We start from the raw sequence: 14,498 nt of genomic DNA, 5'->3' as shown, positions 1-14,498 counted from the left end.
CCTCTAGGCTTGACGGCATGGCAGTTCTTCCCATCACCATCGCGGGGGAGCCGGTGCTCCACCGTCCCGCCGAACCGGTCACCGACTTCGACGCCCGGCTGCGCACCCTCGTGGACGACATGTTCGAGACGACGGTCGCCGCGCCCGGCGTCGGGCTCGCGGCGCCGCAGGTCGGCGTCGGGAAGCGCGTCTTCGTGTGGATCTACGAGGATCAGGACGAGGCCCCCGAGCGCGGCGTCGCGATCAACCCCGAGCTCTGGATCACCCCGCCGGAGCCGGGTCTGCCGGGCGAGGACGAGGAGGAGGGCTGCCTCTCGTTCCCCGGCGAGCGCTTCGCGCTGCGGCGCTCGCCGCGGGCGCTGCTGCGCGCGCAGGACATCGACGGCACGCCGTTCGAGGTGCGGGCGAGCGGGTGGTTCGCGAGGATCATGCAGCACGAGTTCGATCATCTCAACGGCCTGCTCTACGTCGACCGCCTCGTGCACCCCGAGAACCGCGGGGCGCAGAAAGCGCTGCGCCGCAACGGGTGGGGCAAGCCGGGCCTCGCGTGGACGCCCGGGGTCGACGACCTCGAGGGGTAGCCCGTGCCGCCGGCGGCGCCCGACCGGGGATCCCTCACTCGCCCGGCCGCTCCTGCAGCGCGCGAGAGTCGGGAACGAGCGACCACGCGATCGCTGAGGCCACGAGCAGCGCGCCGCTGACGGCGAACGCCCAGCCGAATCCCGCTGCGTCGACGATGCCCCCGGCGACGAGCGGGCCGAGCACCCCGCCGAGGTCGCTCGACATCGAGTACCCCGCGACGACCTTGCCGCCCCGGCGCTTTCCCACGACGTCGGCGAGCACCGCCTGCTGGCCCGGATTGGCGAGCGCCGAGCCCGCGCCGGCGACGAGCATGACGAGGCACGCGACCCAGAGCGCCGGCGAGGCGGGGAACGCGAAGTAGGCCGCCGCCCCGACCGCCATGCCGACGATGAGCAGCGGCTTGCGGCCGATCGTGTCGTTCCAGCGGCCCGAGGGGAAGATGAGGATCGCGTTGCCCGCGGCGTACGCCGCCAGCACCCAGGCGGCCATCGCGGCGTCGCCGTGGAACGCGGCCGCGACGAACAGCGGTACGACCGAGACGCGCACCCCGAACGACGTCCAGCCGAAACTGAACACGGAGCCCAGCAGCACGGGATACTGCCGCACCCGCAGGGCCTCGCCGAGCGTCATCGCGGCCCGCCGGTCCGCGTCCTTCCCGACTCCGGCGAGGGTCGAGCCGCGCAGCGCGACCCAGACGACCGTCGCCGCGGCGAGCAGCGTGAGGAAGTAGAACACGAAGGGCGCGCGCAGGCCGAAGCCCGCGACGAGGGCGCCGAAGACGGGACCGAGCAGGCCGCCGAGCAGGAAGCCGGCGGCGTTGAGGCTCGCGACGCGGCCTCGCGCCTCGACCGGACTCACCTTGATGAGCAGCGCGGTCGCCGCGACGGTGAACATGATCGAGCCGACGCCGCCGGCACCGCGCAGCAGGAGCAGCTGCGGGTAGTTCGCGGCGAGGGCGCAGGCGCCGGTCGACAGGGCCACGATGAGGATCCCCGCCGTGTAGGCGCGCCGCTCCCCGAAGCGGCTCACGACCCAGCCGGCCAGGGGAGCGGAGACGAGCCGCATCAGCGCGAAGGCGCTGACGATGCCGGAGGCGGCGAGGTTCGAGACGCCGAAGGCGTGCGCGTACTGCGGGATCGCGGGTGCCACGACCCCGTAGCCGAGCGCCACGGTGAAGGCCCCCGCCACGAGCGCCCAGACCTCGAAGGGGAGCTTGACGGCGGAGGGGCGGGACACCACACGATCCTACCGGCGATCCTCGGGGCGCGGGCGGTCGGGTGCGGCCCGGGGCCTGCGCCGGAGAAGACGCGCGCCGGCCCGGCATAGTACGCTGATGTGGTCGCCTCCGTAGCTCAGTGGATAGAGCAACGGCCTTCTAATCCGTTGGGCGGCGGTTCGTGCCCCCATCAGGCGACTGGTGGGGGTTTTCTGTTTCCCCGAAGAGGTAGCCGACCGTGGTCTGCAGTTCGGCAGCAACTGCTCTCACATCATCAAGTGACCAACCGCGCTGTCCACGCAGCTTCTTCGCGAGTGAAGACTGATTGATGCCAACTCGCGGGGCGAGCGCGGTCTGCGTGATTCCGCGATCCCACATCAGCATATGGATGCGTCGCCCGACCTCGAAATCCATTGAGTTCTTGGACTCTGCGGGCTGTCTCGGACTTGTTGTGCTCATAGCCCCAGTATACGGACAAATCGGACGTGTTCGCAACTTATTGTCCGATGAGCTTGATTATTCCAAATCGTCCACCTATGGTTTCAGGTATGCCAAAAGAGACTAATTCGGACTCGAAGTACATCACTCCCACCGAAGCATCCAAGCTCCTGTTCCTCAGCACGAAGCAGCTTACGCGCTACGCCGACGAGGGCAAGATCCGATACATCCGCCCGGGGTCTCACCGACGCTACCTCAAGGCTGATGTGCTCGCCCTCCGCGACAAGGTCGCGGCATGAGTGCCGAAGTCTCTTACCTTGATCGCGAGGCGGCGCAGCGTCGTGCTGAGCGGATCCGCTTCCATGCGACGAACGCGAATGAGGCGATGCAGTCGCTGCAGAAGCTCGTGCACCAGGCGCGTGAGCTCGAAGATCACGTCACTCTCGGATATGTGTCCTGGACGGCTTACATTCGCGATCTGTTCGGGGATGAGCCGCTACGTCTCGCCCGCGATGTTCGCCGCGAACTGGTTGCTGAGCTTGCCGAGGCAGGGATGAGTACCAGGGCAATCGCGCCCATCGTCGGGGCGGCTCGCAACACGATCATGAACGATCTTCGCCAGGTGGCTCAGTCTGAGCCACCTGAGCCGCTAGACACCGCCCCTCTTTCGTCGCCTGCTCGGGTGGAGACGTTCGATGCTGACGGGATTTTGGTCGATGCCGCTACCGGTGAGGTCATTGAGGAGACGCCGACCGTCACCGAGCACACGGTCACCGAGAAAGTGAAGACCGTGACCGGGCTCGACGGCAAGGAGTACAAGCGCCCCGCCCCGAAGCCTCGAGAAGTGAAGCCCGTACTCGCAGGCGAAGAAGCAGACCGGGCCAACGCCATTCAGACATCCAAGGCGGTCGGGCAAGCGCTCGCGTCGCTCGAGCGCTTCCAGTACGAGAACGCTCGCACGAAGTTCCTCAGCAGTACATGGCCGACAGGTCGTGAAGAGGTGCAACCCATCCACCGGGCGCTCGTCGCCCCCACTGAGCTCCGCAAGGTAGCGGAGTCTCTCATCATCCTCGCAAGCGAAATGGAGTCCCACGATGACTACCAGTGACATCTTCTCCCGCGTCTGGTTCGAGACCGTCGATGCGGCAGCGACCATCGGCATGAGCAAGCTCGACGCGGAAGCGCAGGCTATCGAAACCCTCATGGTCGAGGTCCGCGCCGGCCGGCTTGAGGTTGACCTCGAGAAGGCGCTCCTGTCGGAGATCCGGAAGGCCGACGCGACGCATGGACGCCACGCGGACGCCCTGCTGTCGAAGATCGCAGCCGGGAACGCTCCCCTCGTTATGGAGGACTTCGAGATGGTTGTCACTCTCGGGGCCGGCCACCGGAAGACGTGGTACTACGTCGATCCCGAGGATCTCGACGTGATGAACGAGATTCGGTACAAGAACTACCGCGACTCGCGCGATTCGTTCCAACGGTTCAACAGCGACATCATCGCAGTCCGCCCGATCGTTGCTGAGCATCTCACGATGGGCCTCGCTTTCGAGGCTGGGGCGTTCGACCTCGTTGCAGAGGCGGTGGCGTCGTGACGTGGCCTGAAGCGCTCTTGGCCTGCGTGACCGTCGTCGGTCTGGTCCTGATGGTGGTTCTCACGACCCGCGAGTAGCGCGAACAGCGCCCCTGTCTCAGCCCACCGTGTCGCGGTGGGGTCCACCTACTGCACCCAAAAACAGGGTCCGTCGCCGTTGAAAGCGGCGGATTCACGAACATAGCGCTCCCCGGACGATGGCCACCAGGCCCCGGTTACGGAGGGGAGGCAGCACTGAATACATGATCTCTGGCAGCCCCTCGTGGTGGGGGAGCGCTGTCGACCGTTAGGCGGCGAAGAGATCCATTCAATTTCGACCGGTTACGGCGGCCCGCTTCCTCATTGCCCCTCAAGGGTGGGTGGAGTCGCTACACCTCACTGCTGACCCGTAGAGGCGGCGAGTACGTGAGAGGCAGGCACGGTCAGCCGTCGAGTGTTGAGGCATCGGCCCGGTTCGAGTCCGGGCGACGGCACGAAAGTCCCTCTTGCTAGTGGAGGGCCAGCGTTCCGGGGGCGCGCTGATGGTCCACCCCGTACGGGGCATGGCTAAACAAGGTGACCGGGTGATGGAACGACGCCCGGCACCAGCCCCCGCACAAGCTTTGAGGAGGAGAGACGGATGAAGCATGAACTGAATCTGGGTGAGTTCGCCCGCATGATCCGTGATGTTGCGCAAGGGCAGGGCGAGATGTTCATCGCTGGGTGTGCGGCGATGGCGGTCGAGTACGAGGGTATGAGCGAGATGACGGATGAGCAGATCCGCAATACGTTGCGCTCGTTCGGGGTCGCGCTCGGGGTTCTCGATGGTTGAGGAGATCCCACCTGGCCTGTTTCTGCCGCTCGCAATCGTGTTGTGGGCGGCAGTTCTGTATCTGTACCGGAAGCCGTTGAAGCGGTGGCTCGGCATGAAAGGTGGCAGTGATGGTTGACGGGCTGATCTCGTTCACGGGCACGCACGGTGCCGGCCTGTACGGGCGCACACCACGGCGTACGACAACGTGCAGCAACGGGAACAACCCGGCAGGACATAACCCTGCATGCCCGCGGTGTGCACCGACACGCCTGGACCAGTGGAAAGCCAAACTCGCGGCGGGGCACCGTCTGGCCCCGCCGCCGATCCCGGAGAAGGAGGCGTGATGTCCCGTACGCATCGTGAGGACACAGGATGGGCACCCGATAACCGCGACCAGCGGTGTGGCTGTGGTGAGTGTGGGTCGCTCTGGGGTCGAGACAATCCGGGCTGTGATGGGTTCTGGGATCGCGTGGACGACGCGCGAGACCGCGCAAAGGAGGAATGGTGACGAGTCGAGAAGGCATCGTGTACGGGCTCCCTGAGCGGGAGTACCACGCGCCGAAGGATGAGCTTTCCTCTACAGGGGCGAAGCTCATCCTGAAGTCGCCACGGAAGTTCAAGTACCAGGTGCTCGACGGACACCGCGTGCACCGTCCGGCTTTCGACTTGGGAACCGTCGTGCACACGAAGGTCCTGGGCGCCGGCCCCAGTTTCGCGGAGTATCCGGAGGAGCACCTGACCGCTACTGGAAACGCGTCCACGAAGGCAGCCACGGTCCAGTGGGAGTCCGAGCAGCGTGCCGCGGGGAACGTTCTTCTGACGCCCGCACAGGCGGCTCAGGCGGCGGATATGGCCGAGTCTGTTCTGCGGGAACCGGAGTCGCGGAAGCTCTTCGAACGCGAAGGCAACCCCGAGGTGTCGATCTTCCACGAGCTCAACGGCGTAAAGCGCAGAGGACGTTTCGACTACATGCCCACCGAAGGCGGGTTCGTCGTCGACCTGAAAACCACCCTCGACGCCAGCTACTACGGTTTCCGATCCTCTGTGGAGAGGTACGGGTATCACATCCAGTACGGGCACTACATCGACATCCTCGAGCGCATCACGGGCGAGAAGCGCGACATGATCTTTGTCGCCGTCGAGAAGGATCCACCGTATGAGGTGAACGTGATCCGGTTCGACGAAACCGAAGATTACGCCCGAATCGGGGAGGCGGAGGCTTTGCAAGCCGTCGACGACTACCGGAGGTGCGTGGAGACAGGGGAGTGGCCGGGGCTGCTCCGCAATGGCATCACGAAGATCAAGCCTTCGATGGGGTTGCTCTACGACTTCCACGACAAGTACGAGAGCGAGGAAATGCAGATATGAGTGAGATGAGCATCGAAGCGAACAGTGACCAGATCAACGCCGAAGACTTCCTCGAAGGCCCCCAAACCGTCACGGTGACGGGCAAGCTGAGGGGGAATGCGGAGCAGCCTGTCTGGTTCGAGATCGCCGAGTTCCCTGGCCGCACTTACCGACCCGGGAAGACCATGCGCCGGCTGATGGTGGCTGCGTGGGGGCCGAATCCGTCCGATTACACGGGTCGCCGGATGACGCTCTACAACGATCCCGAGGTGCGGTTCGGGAAGAACGCCGTCGGTGGTATCAGGATCTCCCACATGAGCCACATCACGGCACCGGTCACGGTGAATCTGATGGTGTCCCGCGGCAAGCGGGCGCCGTTCACGGTACAACCTCTGCGTGACGCTCCCGTTGCTTCTCTTGCGCCTGATGGATGGCAGGACGACGTTGCCGCGTGCGAGTCGGTCGAAGACCTCACCGAGTTCTACGAGATGGCGTCTGGTGCCGGCTGGTGGGGGCCGGAGATCGCAGCAGCCTGCACGGCGCGGAAAGCAGAGTTCCAGTGAAGCCGGAGTACGAACCGCTACTCACGTGCAGCGAGTGTGAAGGCTCGGGATGGATTCAGATCCGCCCGGGCCTTTGTCGTCCCTGCACGTGCCGGACGAGACCTACGGAGGCGCCGTGAACAAGGCGATGAAGACGGCGAAGAAGGAGCTCACGAAGCTCGGCTGTGAGGTGGTGCGGGAGACGCGGGACTTGATCGCGTTTCGTCTTCTCACGGGTCAGGACTGGGTGTGCAGTTCTCGGACGCAGATGCACACCGTGAGGTCTGTGGTGGACCGTCAGCGCGGCCACTACCGGGTCCAGACCGGGGAGTACCTGGCCGCGTTCCCGGAAGTCACGTCGGCTCCGCGCATGGAGATCGGGAACTACTACGCGCCCCCTCATTTCAAGGACAGCACCCGCCTCATGCTCGGGCAGGGGTTGACGCGGCCGGAGATCACGACAGCGATCCTCAGCCCCGAGACGGTGCGCATCAACCCGGCCACGGGGCGGTGGATCTACTGCGCCGGCCGTATCGGCGTCGTCATCGAACCACCAGAACACGGGATCTACACACTCATCACCATCCTCTGGAGCACCGACGAGGAGTGGGAGCAGAACCCCAGACCAGAGAGGGAGAAGCTATGAGCGCAATGCTGGGCCTGCCGCCCATCCTTGGACCCGTGTCAGGAGACGGCCTCGCCCGTTTCCTCGCATCGGATGCATGCCCGGCCCCGGACGTGCGCCTGTGGGAGCTGGTGCGGGATGAGTAACAAGCGGTCGGGTCGCATGCCGAAGGATCATCCGGAGCGTGTCTACGACAGGTGCAACGGCATGTGCGAAGGCTGCCACCAGCGACCGGCAGCGAACCTGCACCATCGACGCTTCCTTGGCCGTGGAGGAAAGCACAACCTCGCCAATCTGCTCGCTCTCTGCGGTTCAGGGAACCACACGGGGTGCCATGGCCTCGCACACTCGGGCAGCGCGCCTGACGGGTGGGCGATCAGCATGCACGAACCACGGGCAGAGTCAGCGATCCCGTTCACCGACACCAACGGAATGAGGTGGAACCTAGATGACCTCGGAAACAAGGAGCAGGAACGGGGCCAGCCGTTCTGAGCTGTACACGCCGTGGTACCTGGTGCGTCTCGCCGCACGCGAGTTCTCCTCCCAAGAGCTGTGCGAGATGCACGACAGCGCTGCGGGGAAGGGCGAGCACCACACTGCGCGTCTCTATCTCGAAGCGCTCTCGATTCACGCATGCCAGGTCGGGTGGGGTGACCTCATCGAGCAGTCGATGCTCGGGTGGCCGACCGCAGCGCAACGCCTCGCACGGTCCGTGGATCTCAAGATCCTCGAAGAGGAAGCGCTACGGGCCCGTGCGCGCCGAGATCGAGACCGTCAAGCGATGTTCGCAGACGCAATCAGGATCAGGAAGGAGGAAGACGTTGGCGAAGGATAAGCGCCTGTTCACCCAGATCGTGGTGGACTTTCATAGGCACCCGAAGATCACGCGCCTGCCAGTAGAGGTTCGGTGGACGTTCATTGAGATGTTGGGTGAGGCGCGTATCGCTGACAACGACGGAGTGTTTGCTTCTGAGGATGCTGAGTTCATGTGGCCGTTGGCGCATCTTGAGGCGTTGTTGGGGTCGCATCCGAGTCGCCCACTGCTGGTGAAAGATGATGCTGGCTGCTATGTGATCAGGGATTATGCGGAGCATCAGCAGACTCGTGCGGAGCGTGAAGAGTTGGCTCGGATTGCTCGGGAGAACGGGGCGAAGGGTGGTCGTCCTCGGAAACCGAGGGGGAACCCAGCCGTAACCCAGGGGGTTTCGGATCAAAACCCGACCGAACCCAGCGAAACCCAAACGAAACCAGAGTCAGAGTCAGAGCTAGAGATAGAGATAGAGAGATTACTTACTAAGTCAGTCAGTCTTGATGTATCGCGCGCGAGCAAGACTGACGGACCCAAAACTAATTCCTCCGCTCGTCCTGTAGATCCACGTCGCATCGCAGACCTCGTGGAAACCGTCTGCGACACGGTAATCGACGAACCTGCCGCGCTGCGCCTCTCGAAGTGGATCGTGGACCAGTCACCCGAGCAGGTGCGCTACCCGCACGCCTACACCGAGCGCGCAATCAGAAACGACCCGCTGAAGATTCAGGAATGGATCGATCAGGAGGTGATCACATGACCGATGACGGTGAGCGTCGCCTAGAGGCTGTGCAACCTGTCGCTGCTGGCCTGATCGACGCGGTACGCGAGCGTGACGCTGCATGGGTGAAGCAAGTCTGCGGCGCGATCGAAACAGGGAAGGTCGACTGGCGGGCGCTGCTTGTCGCCCTCGCAGGAAGGGCGGCAGAACGATGATCGACGATCTCGCAATGTTCCTCGCAACCCGAGACCCCGAGAAAGTGTCACGGGAGTGGACCGGTGCGCGCCTCGAGGACGCCCTGCTGGAACGTCCCACGGATTCGATGCCGCGCCGCCCAAGCCGTCGCCAGTTCAAGCCGAAGTCATTTCAGCAGGCGCGTGCCGAACGAATGCTCGCAGAAATCACAGCAAGAAAGGAGGCCGCATGATCCTCGGAGTGGACTTCTCGCTCACTGCCACTGGCGTGTGCGCCATCACAGACGGAGAAGCCGAATGCATCACAATTCGCACCGCCAAAGAGAACCACTGGTGGCAGTTTCCGGATCGCATCGCTCTCATCAGTTCACAGCTTGAGGAGTGGTCTGCGTTCCGGGCTGAGCTCGGAGATCCGTATCTCGTAATCGAGTCGCCGGCGTTCGCGGCGAAGTCCTCGTCGTTGGACCGCATGTTCGGAGGATGGTGGTTGCTCGTTGATGAGCTGATCAACGGGCTCTCGCTCGATACTCCGCTGCTGGTCACACCAGCCCAGGTGAAGAAGTTCGCCACAGGAAAGGGGAATGCGGGCAAGGACGAGGTGATGCTCGCCACCGCGCGCCGCTACCCCGATGTGGTGATCGGCAACAACAACGAGGCCGACGCACTCACCCTCGCCGCCATTGGGGCGGCAGCCTACGAGGAGCCCTTCACAGGCACGCTCACGAAGTACCAGCAAGAAGTCGTGGACGCAGTCCGCGCAGGAAAGGAAACCATCTAATGGCAGGCGAACCGCTCATTACCGTAGTAGGCAACCTCGTCGCGGATCCAGAACCGCGCGTCTCCCAGTCGGGGAAGTCGTGGTGCACGTTCCGCATCGCATCCACCCCTCGAGTGCAGAACCGGCAGACGAAGGACTGGGAGGACGGGGAAGCGCTCTGGCTCGGGTGTCGAGTGTTCGGTGAATACGCCGACCACGTGGTGCAGTCGCTCACGAAGGGTATGCGTGTCATCGTGCAGGGCCGGCTGACGCAGCGCAGCTACACCGACAACCAGGGCCAGCAGCGCACCTCTCTCGACCTCGAGGTCGAAGAGGTCGGGCCGACCCTCCGCTGGGCCTCCGCCCAGGTGACCCGCACCCAGAACAACGGCCAGGCAGCCTACGCAGGCGGCTCTGGCGCGGGTTCAGGGGTTGGGTGGCACCAGGAGTCCCGGGGGCAGGGGTTCGGCTCTAAAAACCAAGACCCTCAAGCGTTCGGAGGTGGTTTCGGTGACACCGACCAGCCCTTCTGACCACAACACCAGTCACGGGGCCTGCGGGAAGACGTGGAGACAGCGCGGTAACCGGACCGGGCACTGCGGCGCCTGCCACGAAACCTTCGAAGGCGAAACCGTGTTCGATGCTCACCGCATCACCGACAAGCAGGGTAACCGCGTCTGCCTTCCACCATCCGAGGTGAAGTACGCGGGCGTGCTACTCCGCCTAGAGAATGGCACCTGGCGCGGCCCCAAGATGAGCGCAGAAGCACTCGCACGACGAAAGGCAACAGTATGAACCCCTGGTCCCTCTTCATCGATCTCCTCGGTTGGACCGTGGTCGGTGTCCTCGCGATCGTGATCCTCATCATCCTGATCGCATGCATCGCCGGCCCGATCCAGAAAGCCCGCCGCAAACGGAAACGGTCGGACACGACCAGCATCCTCAACTCCCGCGAACCCCGCTAACAGGCGGGGTTTTCTTATCCCTAGCGAACGGCCCCGTGCAGTACCAGTGCGCGGGGCCGTTCGCTGTACCACCAGGAGGTGAAACATGAGCGACGTGAAACAGCGATGCCTTATCTGCGGTATCACGCGTCAGCAAGTCCAGTACGTGCGAAACAGAGAAGGCTACACGCTTGGGTGTGGCATTGAGTCGAACACGGAAGACGGTTACGACTATGAAGAGCTTTCACCGAAGCACCGCTGGGCACCATGGCGAGATAAGCACCTCGCCGAAATGGGAATTAAGCCAGAGGCGTTCGACCGGTACCGAACTGAAATTGCGGCAGGAGTCGCTTACGCCGCGTGCGAGGACACCGTTAGAGGGCACAACTACAACAGAGGCGATTCCAAAGAGTTCGGTGTGGCCAATGGTGAGTGCTGGGTGTGCGGAAAGCACGAAGGCGGTGGGAGTCAGTGAAGCCGTACTACGAAGACGACTACGTGACGCTATACCACGCGAAATGCGAGGAGATACCGACACTATGGGCTGCTGCAGACGTGCTCGTCTCCGACGTGCCCTACGGCATCGACTACCAGTCAAACTCCCGCCGCGACACTCTCGCGCGCAGCATCGAAGGCGACAAAGACACGACGCTACGTGACTACGCGATCCTCACACACGAACGCACTGTGGGGCCGGACGCTCCACAGATCATCTTCGGAACATGGCGAATACCACGCCCTGCAGGAACGCGGCAAGTGCTCGTGTGGGATACCAAGGGCGCTCTCGGTATGGGTGCGATGGATCTGCCCTGGAAGCCTGCCCATCAAGAGATTTACATACTTGGGAAAGGCTTTCGCGGGCCACGGACGAGTGACGTGATCACCTGCGCACCAGTGCAGTCTCTCGGGAGGAACGGGCGCGTGCATCCACACCAGAAGCCGGTCGCGCTCATGGAGGCACTGATCGAGAAGTGCCCACCCGGAACGGTCGCTGACCCGTTCGCTGGGAGCGGCGCAACACTCATCGCGGCCCGAAACCTCGGGCGCAAAGCAATCGGTGTTGAGGTTAAAGAAAGCTACTGCGAAGTCATAGCCAAGCGCCTTGAGCAGCAGGCGTTCGACTTCGCTTCACTCTGAACCCCGCAGATCACGGGGCTTACTTAATTCTAGAGAGCGTCCCATCACGGTCGGGGCGCTCTCGTCATTTCACCAGGAGGACAACGTGGAAACACTCACGCCCCGAGGCGGTACAGCATGAGCGCCCAGATCATCGCGGTGGATCACTTCGCGGGCCTCGGCTGGGGTGTCGCGTGCGAACGTCTCCGGATCCGGGAGTACGGGGTGGAAATCGCTCCGTCTGCGATCCGCATGCGATCGGCGAACGGCCTGCGGACAATCTACCGGAACGTGTGGACGGGCCTGTTCAACCCTCATCTCGTGCCGGAGCACGACCTGTACATCGCGTCGCCGCCGTGCCAAACGTTCTCGATGGCGGGCAAGGGGGAGGGACGGAAAGCGCTCGATGACGTGCTGCGAGCCATCTACGGGCACCGCTACACGAACGCGGAGAAGCTACATCGCCTGAATGACTCGCTCGACCCTCGTACGTCACTCGTACTCACACCGCTTGCGCACATCTACGGTCACCGGCCCCGCCTCGTGGCGCTGGAGCAGGTGCCCGAGGTCATGCCTGTGTGGCACGCATACGCGAACATCATGCGCGGCTTCGGGTACTCCGTGTGGACGGGCATACTCCGCGCCGAGCAGTACGGGGTGCCGCAGACCCGGAAGCGTGCGATCCTCATGGCCCGCCTCGACGGCAAAGTGCAGCCGCCCCCGCCGACGCACTCCCGCTACTACTCGACCGATCCCGTACGCCTTGACCCTGGGGTCGAGAAGTGGGTGTCGATGGCGGAGGCGCTCGGAGTGGGTGATCGGTCGCGGGTTTTCGCTGGGGCGGGTAAGACAGCAGTCGAGACTTCAGGCCAGATTCCGCGGGAGATGTGTGAGCCAGCACACACTGTTACTGGTAGCCAGACGGCTGCATGGGTGCTGAACGGCCAACATCGCATCACGGCACTCACGAGCAAAGCCTCAAGCGAGAAACCGAGCTGGCCTGCTGAGCGTCCCGCGCCCACTATTGTGACTTCTCGCCGCGCTGCGGGCGGGATGCTAGTTGGCCGCCAGCTCGGCGACGGCAGCCGGAGGGATGTCGGAGGGCATTCGGGCAGGTCGGGCCTGAAGCCGGGTCAACTTCCCGGAGTTCGCGTCACCTACCGGGAGGCGGCGGCGTTGCAGTCGTTCCCGCCGGGCATGGCCTGGCCGGGGAACCAGGGCGAGCGGTTCCTCGCGATCGGGAACGCGGTCCCGCCGCTGCTCGCCGAGTCGATCCTCGGCGCACTACTGGAACCGCCGGCCGAACGCGACTCGTGGGATCACGTGTTCGCGGAGGTCGCCGGATGAACTGCGAGAACTGCGGGCGACCGTACCGGACCTATGGGCCTTGGTATGAGCCGCCCGAGAACCACTACATGCGGTGCGACCGCTGTAACCGAACGGTCTACCTCTGGGGGCCGGAAGACGAGGAGGAAACACCATGACTGAACGAACCGACCATGTCGCCGATGCTCTCGGCTGGCGCGAGCTCGTGAACGACCAGTACGAGAGCGGGCACCCAGACCACGAAAAGGTGATGGAGTACGGCACTCTCATGCAGGCCTCCGCGACGATCGCCCTGGTGGAGCAGCAGCGCATCCAGAACGAGCAGGCGCGGATCACGAACCTCATCGCGATCATGCGGCTCGAGATCCAGGAGGATAAGCCGATCGAGCGGTCCGAGGCAACTCTCGCACTCTACGAAGAGGGCACTCTGCGCCCGGACATCGCTTCGGCGCTCGGCATCAAGGGGATGCAGTGATGGGCATCATCAAGCACGTGCCATTGCCGGATGGAAAGCCGTTCTGCATGTGCATCCCGCCGCTCTACTGGACGATCGGCGTCGGCACCATATGGCGGTGCGATCGCTGCGGTCGCGTGTTCGAACTCGTCGTCCGAGGAAACGTAGACAAGCCCAATGGCGGATGGATCCGCCGCAAGAACATGGAGGTGAAGTCGTGACCGCTATCGAGATTCTGGAGCGTGCGATCTGCAAGCTTGAGCAGCTGCGAGACGAGGCGACGCCCGGCGAGTGGTGGGCGACGCGCGACTTGAAGTGGCCGTCCGTCTTCGCTGGCACCGGAATGAGCGACGACGTGATGGTGGCATCTGAATGTCGCTTGCCGGGGGATGCCGCGCTGATCGTCGCCCTGTCTCGCACGGTAGGGCCGATGCTCGCTCACATGCGATTGGTTCTGGAAGCGATGCGTCAACCCAGCACCGCCGGGTGCGCAAGCGCCGACGAGATGGTCACGCTTCACCTCGCTCGCGCCATTCTCGGAGAGGAGAACGACCATGACCGATGAGAAGACCCGCTCTCTGGCGATGGAGGCACGAGAGTTCGCTTCCTCGTCCTATGTCGGCAAGCCCACCGCGCGCGAACTCGACAAGGCGATTCTGCTGATTCGTCGTCTCGCTGATGCTCTCGAAGCGTCCACCGAAGCTCATGAGCGGACGAGGAGTGGCGCACGAACGCTCGGCGAGATCATCAAGCAGCAGTGCGACGACATCGTGAAGATAACGAGCTCTCAGGATCTGATCGGTGAAGACGGCGACGGGGATTGGGAAAGCGTGTGGGCGCGGGCGTTCGAGATGCGCGCGAAACTCGACGCCCTGGACGAGGCGCTCACGGTACCGGACGGAGACGCACGGGAGCGGCTGATCGAAGTTCTGCGGACGATCACCCCGCGCCTGCACGAACCGCTGTGGACGAACGTTCTCGGGGATCAGGCCGACGCGATCCTGGCCGTGGTCCCGGCGCTCTCTCGTGCTGTTGCACCCGAGA

The 14,498-nt window shown here is 63.9% G+C and carries 25 protein-coding genes; 23 read left to right on the top strand and 2 right to left on the bottom strand.

The genetic code is table 11. From position 1 onward, the window contains the following. Window positions 1-17 precede the first annotated feature (17 nt). On the top strand, window positions 18-581 hold the full coding sequence (def, locus tag JD276_RS13245; protein ID WP_200116139.1) for a peptide deformylase: 564 nt from the start codon (window positions 18-20) through the stop codon (window positions 579-581). 34 nt (window positions 582-615) lie between these two features. Here the strand turns inward: def and JD276_RS13240 are convergent, their stop codons facing one another. After that, window positions 616-1,818 carry an MFS transporter gene (locus tag JD276_RS13240; protein WP_200116138.1) on the bottom strand — a complete coding sequence of 401 codons (1,203 nt, stop codon included), beginning with the start codon at window positions 1,816-1,818 and terminating at the stop codon, window positions 616-618. A 139-nt stretch (window positions 1,819-1,957) separates the two neighbouring features. Continuing rightward, window positions 1,958-2,257, bottom strand: coding sequence for a helix-turn-helix domain-containing protein (locus tag JD276_RS13235; protein ID WP_200116137.1), 300 nt, complete (start codon window positions 2,255-2,257; stop codon window positions 1,958-1,960). An 89-nt stretch (window positions 2,258-2,346) separates the two neighbouring features. On the opposite strand from JD276_RS13235, the gene JD276_RS13230 reads away from it, so the two are divergent. The 22 genes from JD276_RS13230 to JD276_RS13130 all read left to right on the top strand — a co-directional run. Beyond that, entirely contained in the window at window positions 2,347-2,535 is a 189-nt protein-coding gene (locus JD276_RS13230) for a helix-turn-helix domain-containing protein (RefSeq protein ID WP_200116136.1), read from the top strand. Then, window positions 2,532-3,344 carry a hypothetical protein gene (locus JD276_RS13225; RefSeq protein WP_200116135.1) on the top strand — a complete coding sequence of 271 codons (813 nt, stop codon included), beginning with the start codon at window positions 2,532-2,534 and terminating at the stop codon, window positions 3,342-3,344. The genes JD276_RS13230 and JD276_RS13225 overlap by 4 nt, the downstream gene beginning before the upstream one ends. Next, the gene (locus tag JD276_RS13220; RefSeq protein WP_200116134.1) at window positions 3,331-3,828 is read left to right on the top strand and encodes a hypothetical protein; all 498 of its coding nucleotides are present in this window, start codon (window positions 3,331-3,333) and stop codon (window positions 3,826-3,828) included. The genes JD276_RS13225 and JD276_RS13220 overlap by 14 nt, the downstream gene beginning before the upstream one ends. A gap of 618 nt (window positions 3,829-4,446) precedes the next feature. Continuing rightward, complete coding sequence (locus JD276_RS13215; protein ID WP_200116133.1) at window positions 4,447-4,638, top strand: hypothetical protein; 192 nt, start codon at window positions 4,447-4,449, stop codon at window positions 4,636-4,638. Between the two features lie 483 nt (window positions 4,639-5,121). Beyond that, window positions 5,122-5,988 (top strand): PD-(D/E)XK nuclease-like domain-containing protein, encoded by an 867-nt coding sequence (locus JD276_RS13210; protein ID WP_200116132.1) that lies wholly within the window; start codon window positions 5,122-5,124, stop codon window positions 5,986-5,988. Next, complete coding sequence (locus JD276_RS13205) at window positions 5,985-6,530, top strand: hypothetical protein (RefSeq protein WP_200116131.1); 546 nt, start codon at window positions 5,985-5,987, stop codon at window positions 6,528-6,530. The genes JD276_RS13210 and JD276_RS13205 overlap by 4 nt, the downstream gene beginning before the upstream one ends. Window positions 6,531-6,645: 115 nt before the next feature. Continuing rightward, a complete protein-coding gene (locus JD276_RS13200; RefSeq protein ID WP_200116130.1) occupies window positions 6,646-7,155 on the top strand; it encodes a hypothetical protein in 510 nt (169 codons plus the stop codon). Window positions 7,156-7,582: 427 nt separating this feature from the next. Then, complete coding sequence (locus tag JD276_RS13195) at window positions 7,583-7,969, top strand: hypothetical protein (RefSeq protein ID WP_200116129.1); 387 nt, start codon at window positions 7,583-7,585, stop codon at window positions 7,967-7,969. Continuing rightward, window positions 7,956-8,702 (top strand): hypothetical protein, encoded by a 747-nt coding sequence (locus JD276_RS13190; protein WP_200116128.1) that lies wholly within the window; start codon window positions 7,956-7,958, stop codon window positions 8,700-8,702. The genes JD276_RS13195 and JD276_RS13190 overlap by 14 nt, the downstream gene beginning before the upstream one ends. Continuing rightward, window positions 8,699-8,878, top strand: a complete 180-nt coding sequence (locus JD276_RS13185; protein WP_200116127.1) for a hypothetical protein — start codon at window positions 8,699-8,701, stop codon at window positions 8,876-8,878. Before JD276_RS13190 ends, JD276_RS13185 begins: the two co-directional genes overlap by 4 nt. After that, a complete protein-coding gene (locus JD276_RS13180; RefSeq protein ID WP_200116126.1) occupies window positions 8,875-9,090 on the top strand; it encodes a hypothetical protein in 216 nt (71 codons plus the stop codon). The genes JD276_RS13185 and JD276_RS13180 overlap by 4 nt, the downstream gene beginning before the upstream one ends. Continuing rightward, window positions 9,087-9,635, top strand: a complete 549-nt coding sequence (locus JD276_RS13175; protein WP_200116125.1) for a hypothetical protein — start codon at window positions 9,087-9,089, stop codon at window positions 9,633-9,635. Before JD276_RS13180 ends, JD276_RS13175 begins: the two co-directional genes overlap by 4 nt. Then, entirely contained in the window at window positions 9,635-10,147 is a 513-nt protein-coding gene (ssb, locus tag JD276_RS13170; protein ID WP_200116124.1) for a single-stranded DNA-binding protein, read from the top strand. The genes JD276_RS13175 and ssb overlap by 1 nt, the downstream gene beginning before the upstream one ends. Beyond that, window positions 10,116-10,409 (top strand): FDXHR family putative zinc-binding protein, encoded by a 294-nt coding sequence (locus tag JD276_RS16440; protein WP_443673898.1) that lies wholly within the window; start codon window positions 10,116-10,118, stop codon window positions 10,407-10,409. Before ssb ends, JD276_RS16440 begins: the two co-directional genes overlap by 32 nt. Continuing rightward, window positions 10,406-10,579 (top strand): hypothetical protein, encoded by a 174-nt coding sequence (locus tag JD276_RS13165; protein WP_200116123.1) that lies wholly within the window; start codon window positions 10,406-10,408, stop codon window positions 10,577-10,579. Before JD276_RS16440 ends, JD276_RS13165 begins: the two co-directional genes overlap by 4 nt. An 85-nt stretch (window positions 10,580-10,664) precedes the next feature. After that, window positions 10,665-11,033, top strand: coding sequence for a hypothetical protein (locus tag JD276_RS13160; RefSeq protein ID WP_200116122.1), 369 nt, complete (start codon window positions 10,665-10,667; stop codon window positions 11,031-11,033). Next, window positions 11,030-11,695: a DNA methyltransferase gene (locus JD276_RS16365; protein ID WP_200116121.1), complete on the top strand. Its 666-nt coding sequence runs from the start codon at window positions 11,030-11,032 to the stop codon at window positions 11,693-11,695. The genes JD276_RS13160 and JD276_RS16365 overlap by 4 nt, the downstream gene beginning before the upstream one ends. Before the next feature lie 117 nt (window positions 11,696-11,812). Beyond that, on the top strand, window positions 11,813-13,021 hold the full coding sequence (locus JD276_RS13150; protein WP_200116120.1) for a DNA cytosine methyltransferase: 1,209 nt from the start codon (window positions 11,813-11,815) through the stop codon (window positions 13,019-13,021). Between the two features lie 133 nt (window positions 13,022-13,154). Continuing rightward, complete coding sequence (locus JD276_RS13145) at window positions 13,155-13,475, top strand: hypothetical protein (protein ID WP_200116119.1); 321 nt, start codon at window positions 13,155-13,157, stop codon at window positions 13,473-13,475. Beyond that, complete coding sequence (locus JD276_RS13140) at window positions 13,475-13,675, top strand: hypothetical protein (RefSeq protein ID WP_200116118.1); 201 nt, start codon at window positions 13,475-13,477, stop codon at window positions 13,673-13,675. Before JD276_RS13145 ends, JD276_RS13140 begins: the two co-directional genes overlap by 1 nt. Next, the gene (locus tag JD276_RS13135; protein WP_200116117.1) at window positions 13,672-14,019 is read left to right on the top strand and encodes a beta/alpha barrel domain-containing protein; all 348 of its coding nucleotides are present in this window, start codon (window positions 13,672-13,674) and stop codon (window positions 14,017-14,019) included. Before JD276_RS13140 ends, JD276_RS13135 begins: the two co-directional genes overlap by 4 nt. After that, window positions 14,009-14,498, top strand: a 490-nt coding sequence (locus JD276_RS13130) for a hypothetical protein (RefSeq protein ID WP_200116116.1), incomplete at its 3' end; no start/stop codon positions are given. The genes JD276_RS13135 and JD276_RS13130, both read left to right, overlap by 11 nt.

Source organism: Leucobacter chromiisoli (genome assembly GCF_016522505.1).
GTDB lineage: Bacteria > Actinomycetota > Actinomycetes > Actinomycetales > Microbacteriaceae > Leucobacter > Leucobacter chromiisoli.
The sequence above is the reverse complement of the archived record's forward strand: the minus strand, read 5'-3'. Positions and strand labels throughout refer to the sequence as shown.

What these genes read in the sequence shown, in the direction of transcription:
- def (WP_200116139.1), top strand. Translation starts at nt 18, where the DNA reads ATGGCAGTTCTTCCCATCACCATCGCGGGGGAGCCGGTGCTCCACCGT.
- JD276_RS13235 (WP_200116137.1), bottom strand. Translation starts at nt 2,257, where the DNA reads ATGAGCACAACAAGTCCGAGACAGCCCGCAGAGTCCAAGAACTCAATG.
- JD276_RS13230 (WP_200116136.1), top strand. Translation starts at nt 2,347, where the DNA reads ATGCCAAAAGAGACTAATTCGGACTCGAAGTACATCACTCCCACCGAA.
- JD276_RS13225 (WP_200116135.1), top strand. Translation starts at nt 2,532, where the DNA reads ATGAGTGCCGAAGTCTCTTACCTTGATCGCGAGGCGGCGCAGCGTCGT.
- JD276_RS13220 (WP_200116134.1), top strand. Translation starts at nt 3,331, where the DNA reads ATGACTACCAGTGACATCTTCTCCCGCGTCTGGTTCGAGACCGTCGAT.
- JD276_RS13215 (WP_200116133.1), top strand. Translation starts at nt 4,447, where the DNA reads ATGAAGCATGAACTGAATCTGGGTGAGTTCGCCCGCATGATCCGTGAT.
- JD276_RS13210 (WP_200116132.1), top strand. Translation starts at nt 5,122, where the DNA reads ATGGTGACGAGTCGAGAAGGCATCGTGTACGGGCTCCCTGAGCGGGAG.
- JD276_RS13205 (WP_200116131.1), top strand. Translation starts at nt 5,985, where the DNA reads ATGAGTGAGATGAGCATCGAAGCGAACAGTGACCAGATCAACGCCGAA.
- JD276_RS13195 (WP_200116129.1), top strand. Translation starts at nt 7,583, where the DNA reads ATGACCTCGGAAACAAGGAGCAGGAACGGGGCCAGCCGTTCTGAGCTG.
- JD276_RS13185 (WP_200116127.1), top strand. Translation starts at nt 8,699, where the DNA reads ATGACCGATGACGGTGAGCGTCGCCTAGAGGCTGTGCAACCTGTCGCT.
- JD276_RS13180 (WP_200116126.1), top strand. Translation starts at nt 8,875, where the DNA reads ATGATCGACGATCTCGCAATGTTCCTCGCAACCCGAGACCCCGAGAAA.
- JD276_RS13175 (WP_200116125.1), top strand. Translation starts at nt 9,087, where the DNA reads ATGATCCTCGGAGTGGACTTCTCGCTCACTGCCACTGGCGTGTGCGCC.
- ssb (WP_200116124.1), top strand. Translation starts at nt 9,635, where the DNA reads ATGGCAGGCGAACCGCTCATTACCGTAGTAGGCAACCTCGTCGCGGAT.
- JD276_RS13165 (WP_200116123.1), top strand. Translation starts at nt 10,406, where the DNA reads ATGAACCCCTGGTCCCTCTTCATCGATCTCCTCGGTTGGACCGTGGTC.
- JD276_RS13160 (WP_200116122.1), top strand. Translation starts at nt 10,665, where the DNA reads ATGAGCGACGTGAAACAGCGATGCCTTATCTGCGGTATCACGCGTCAG.
- JD276_RS13150 (WP_200116120.1), top strand. Translation starts at nt 11,813, where the DNA reads ATGAGCGCCCAGATCATCGCGGTGGATCACTTCGCGGGCCTCGGCTGG.
- JD276_RS13145 (WP_200116119.1), top strand. Translation starts at nt 13,155, where the DNA reads ATGACTGAACGAACCGACCATGTCGCCGATGCTCTCGGCTGGCGCGAG.
- JD276_RS13140 (WP_200116118.1), top strand. Translation starts at nt 13,475, where the DNA reads ATGGGCATCATCAAGCACGTGCCATTGCCGGATGGAAAGCCGTTCTGC.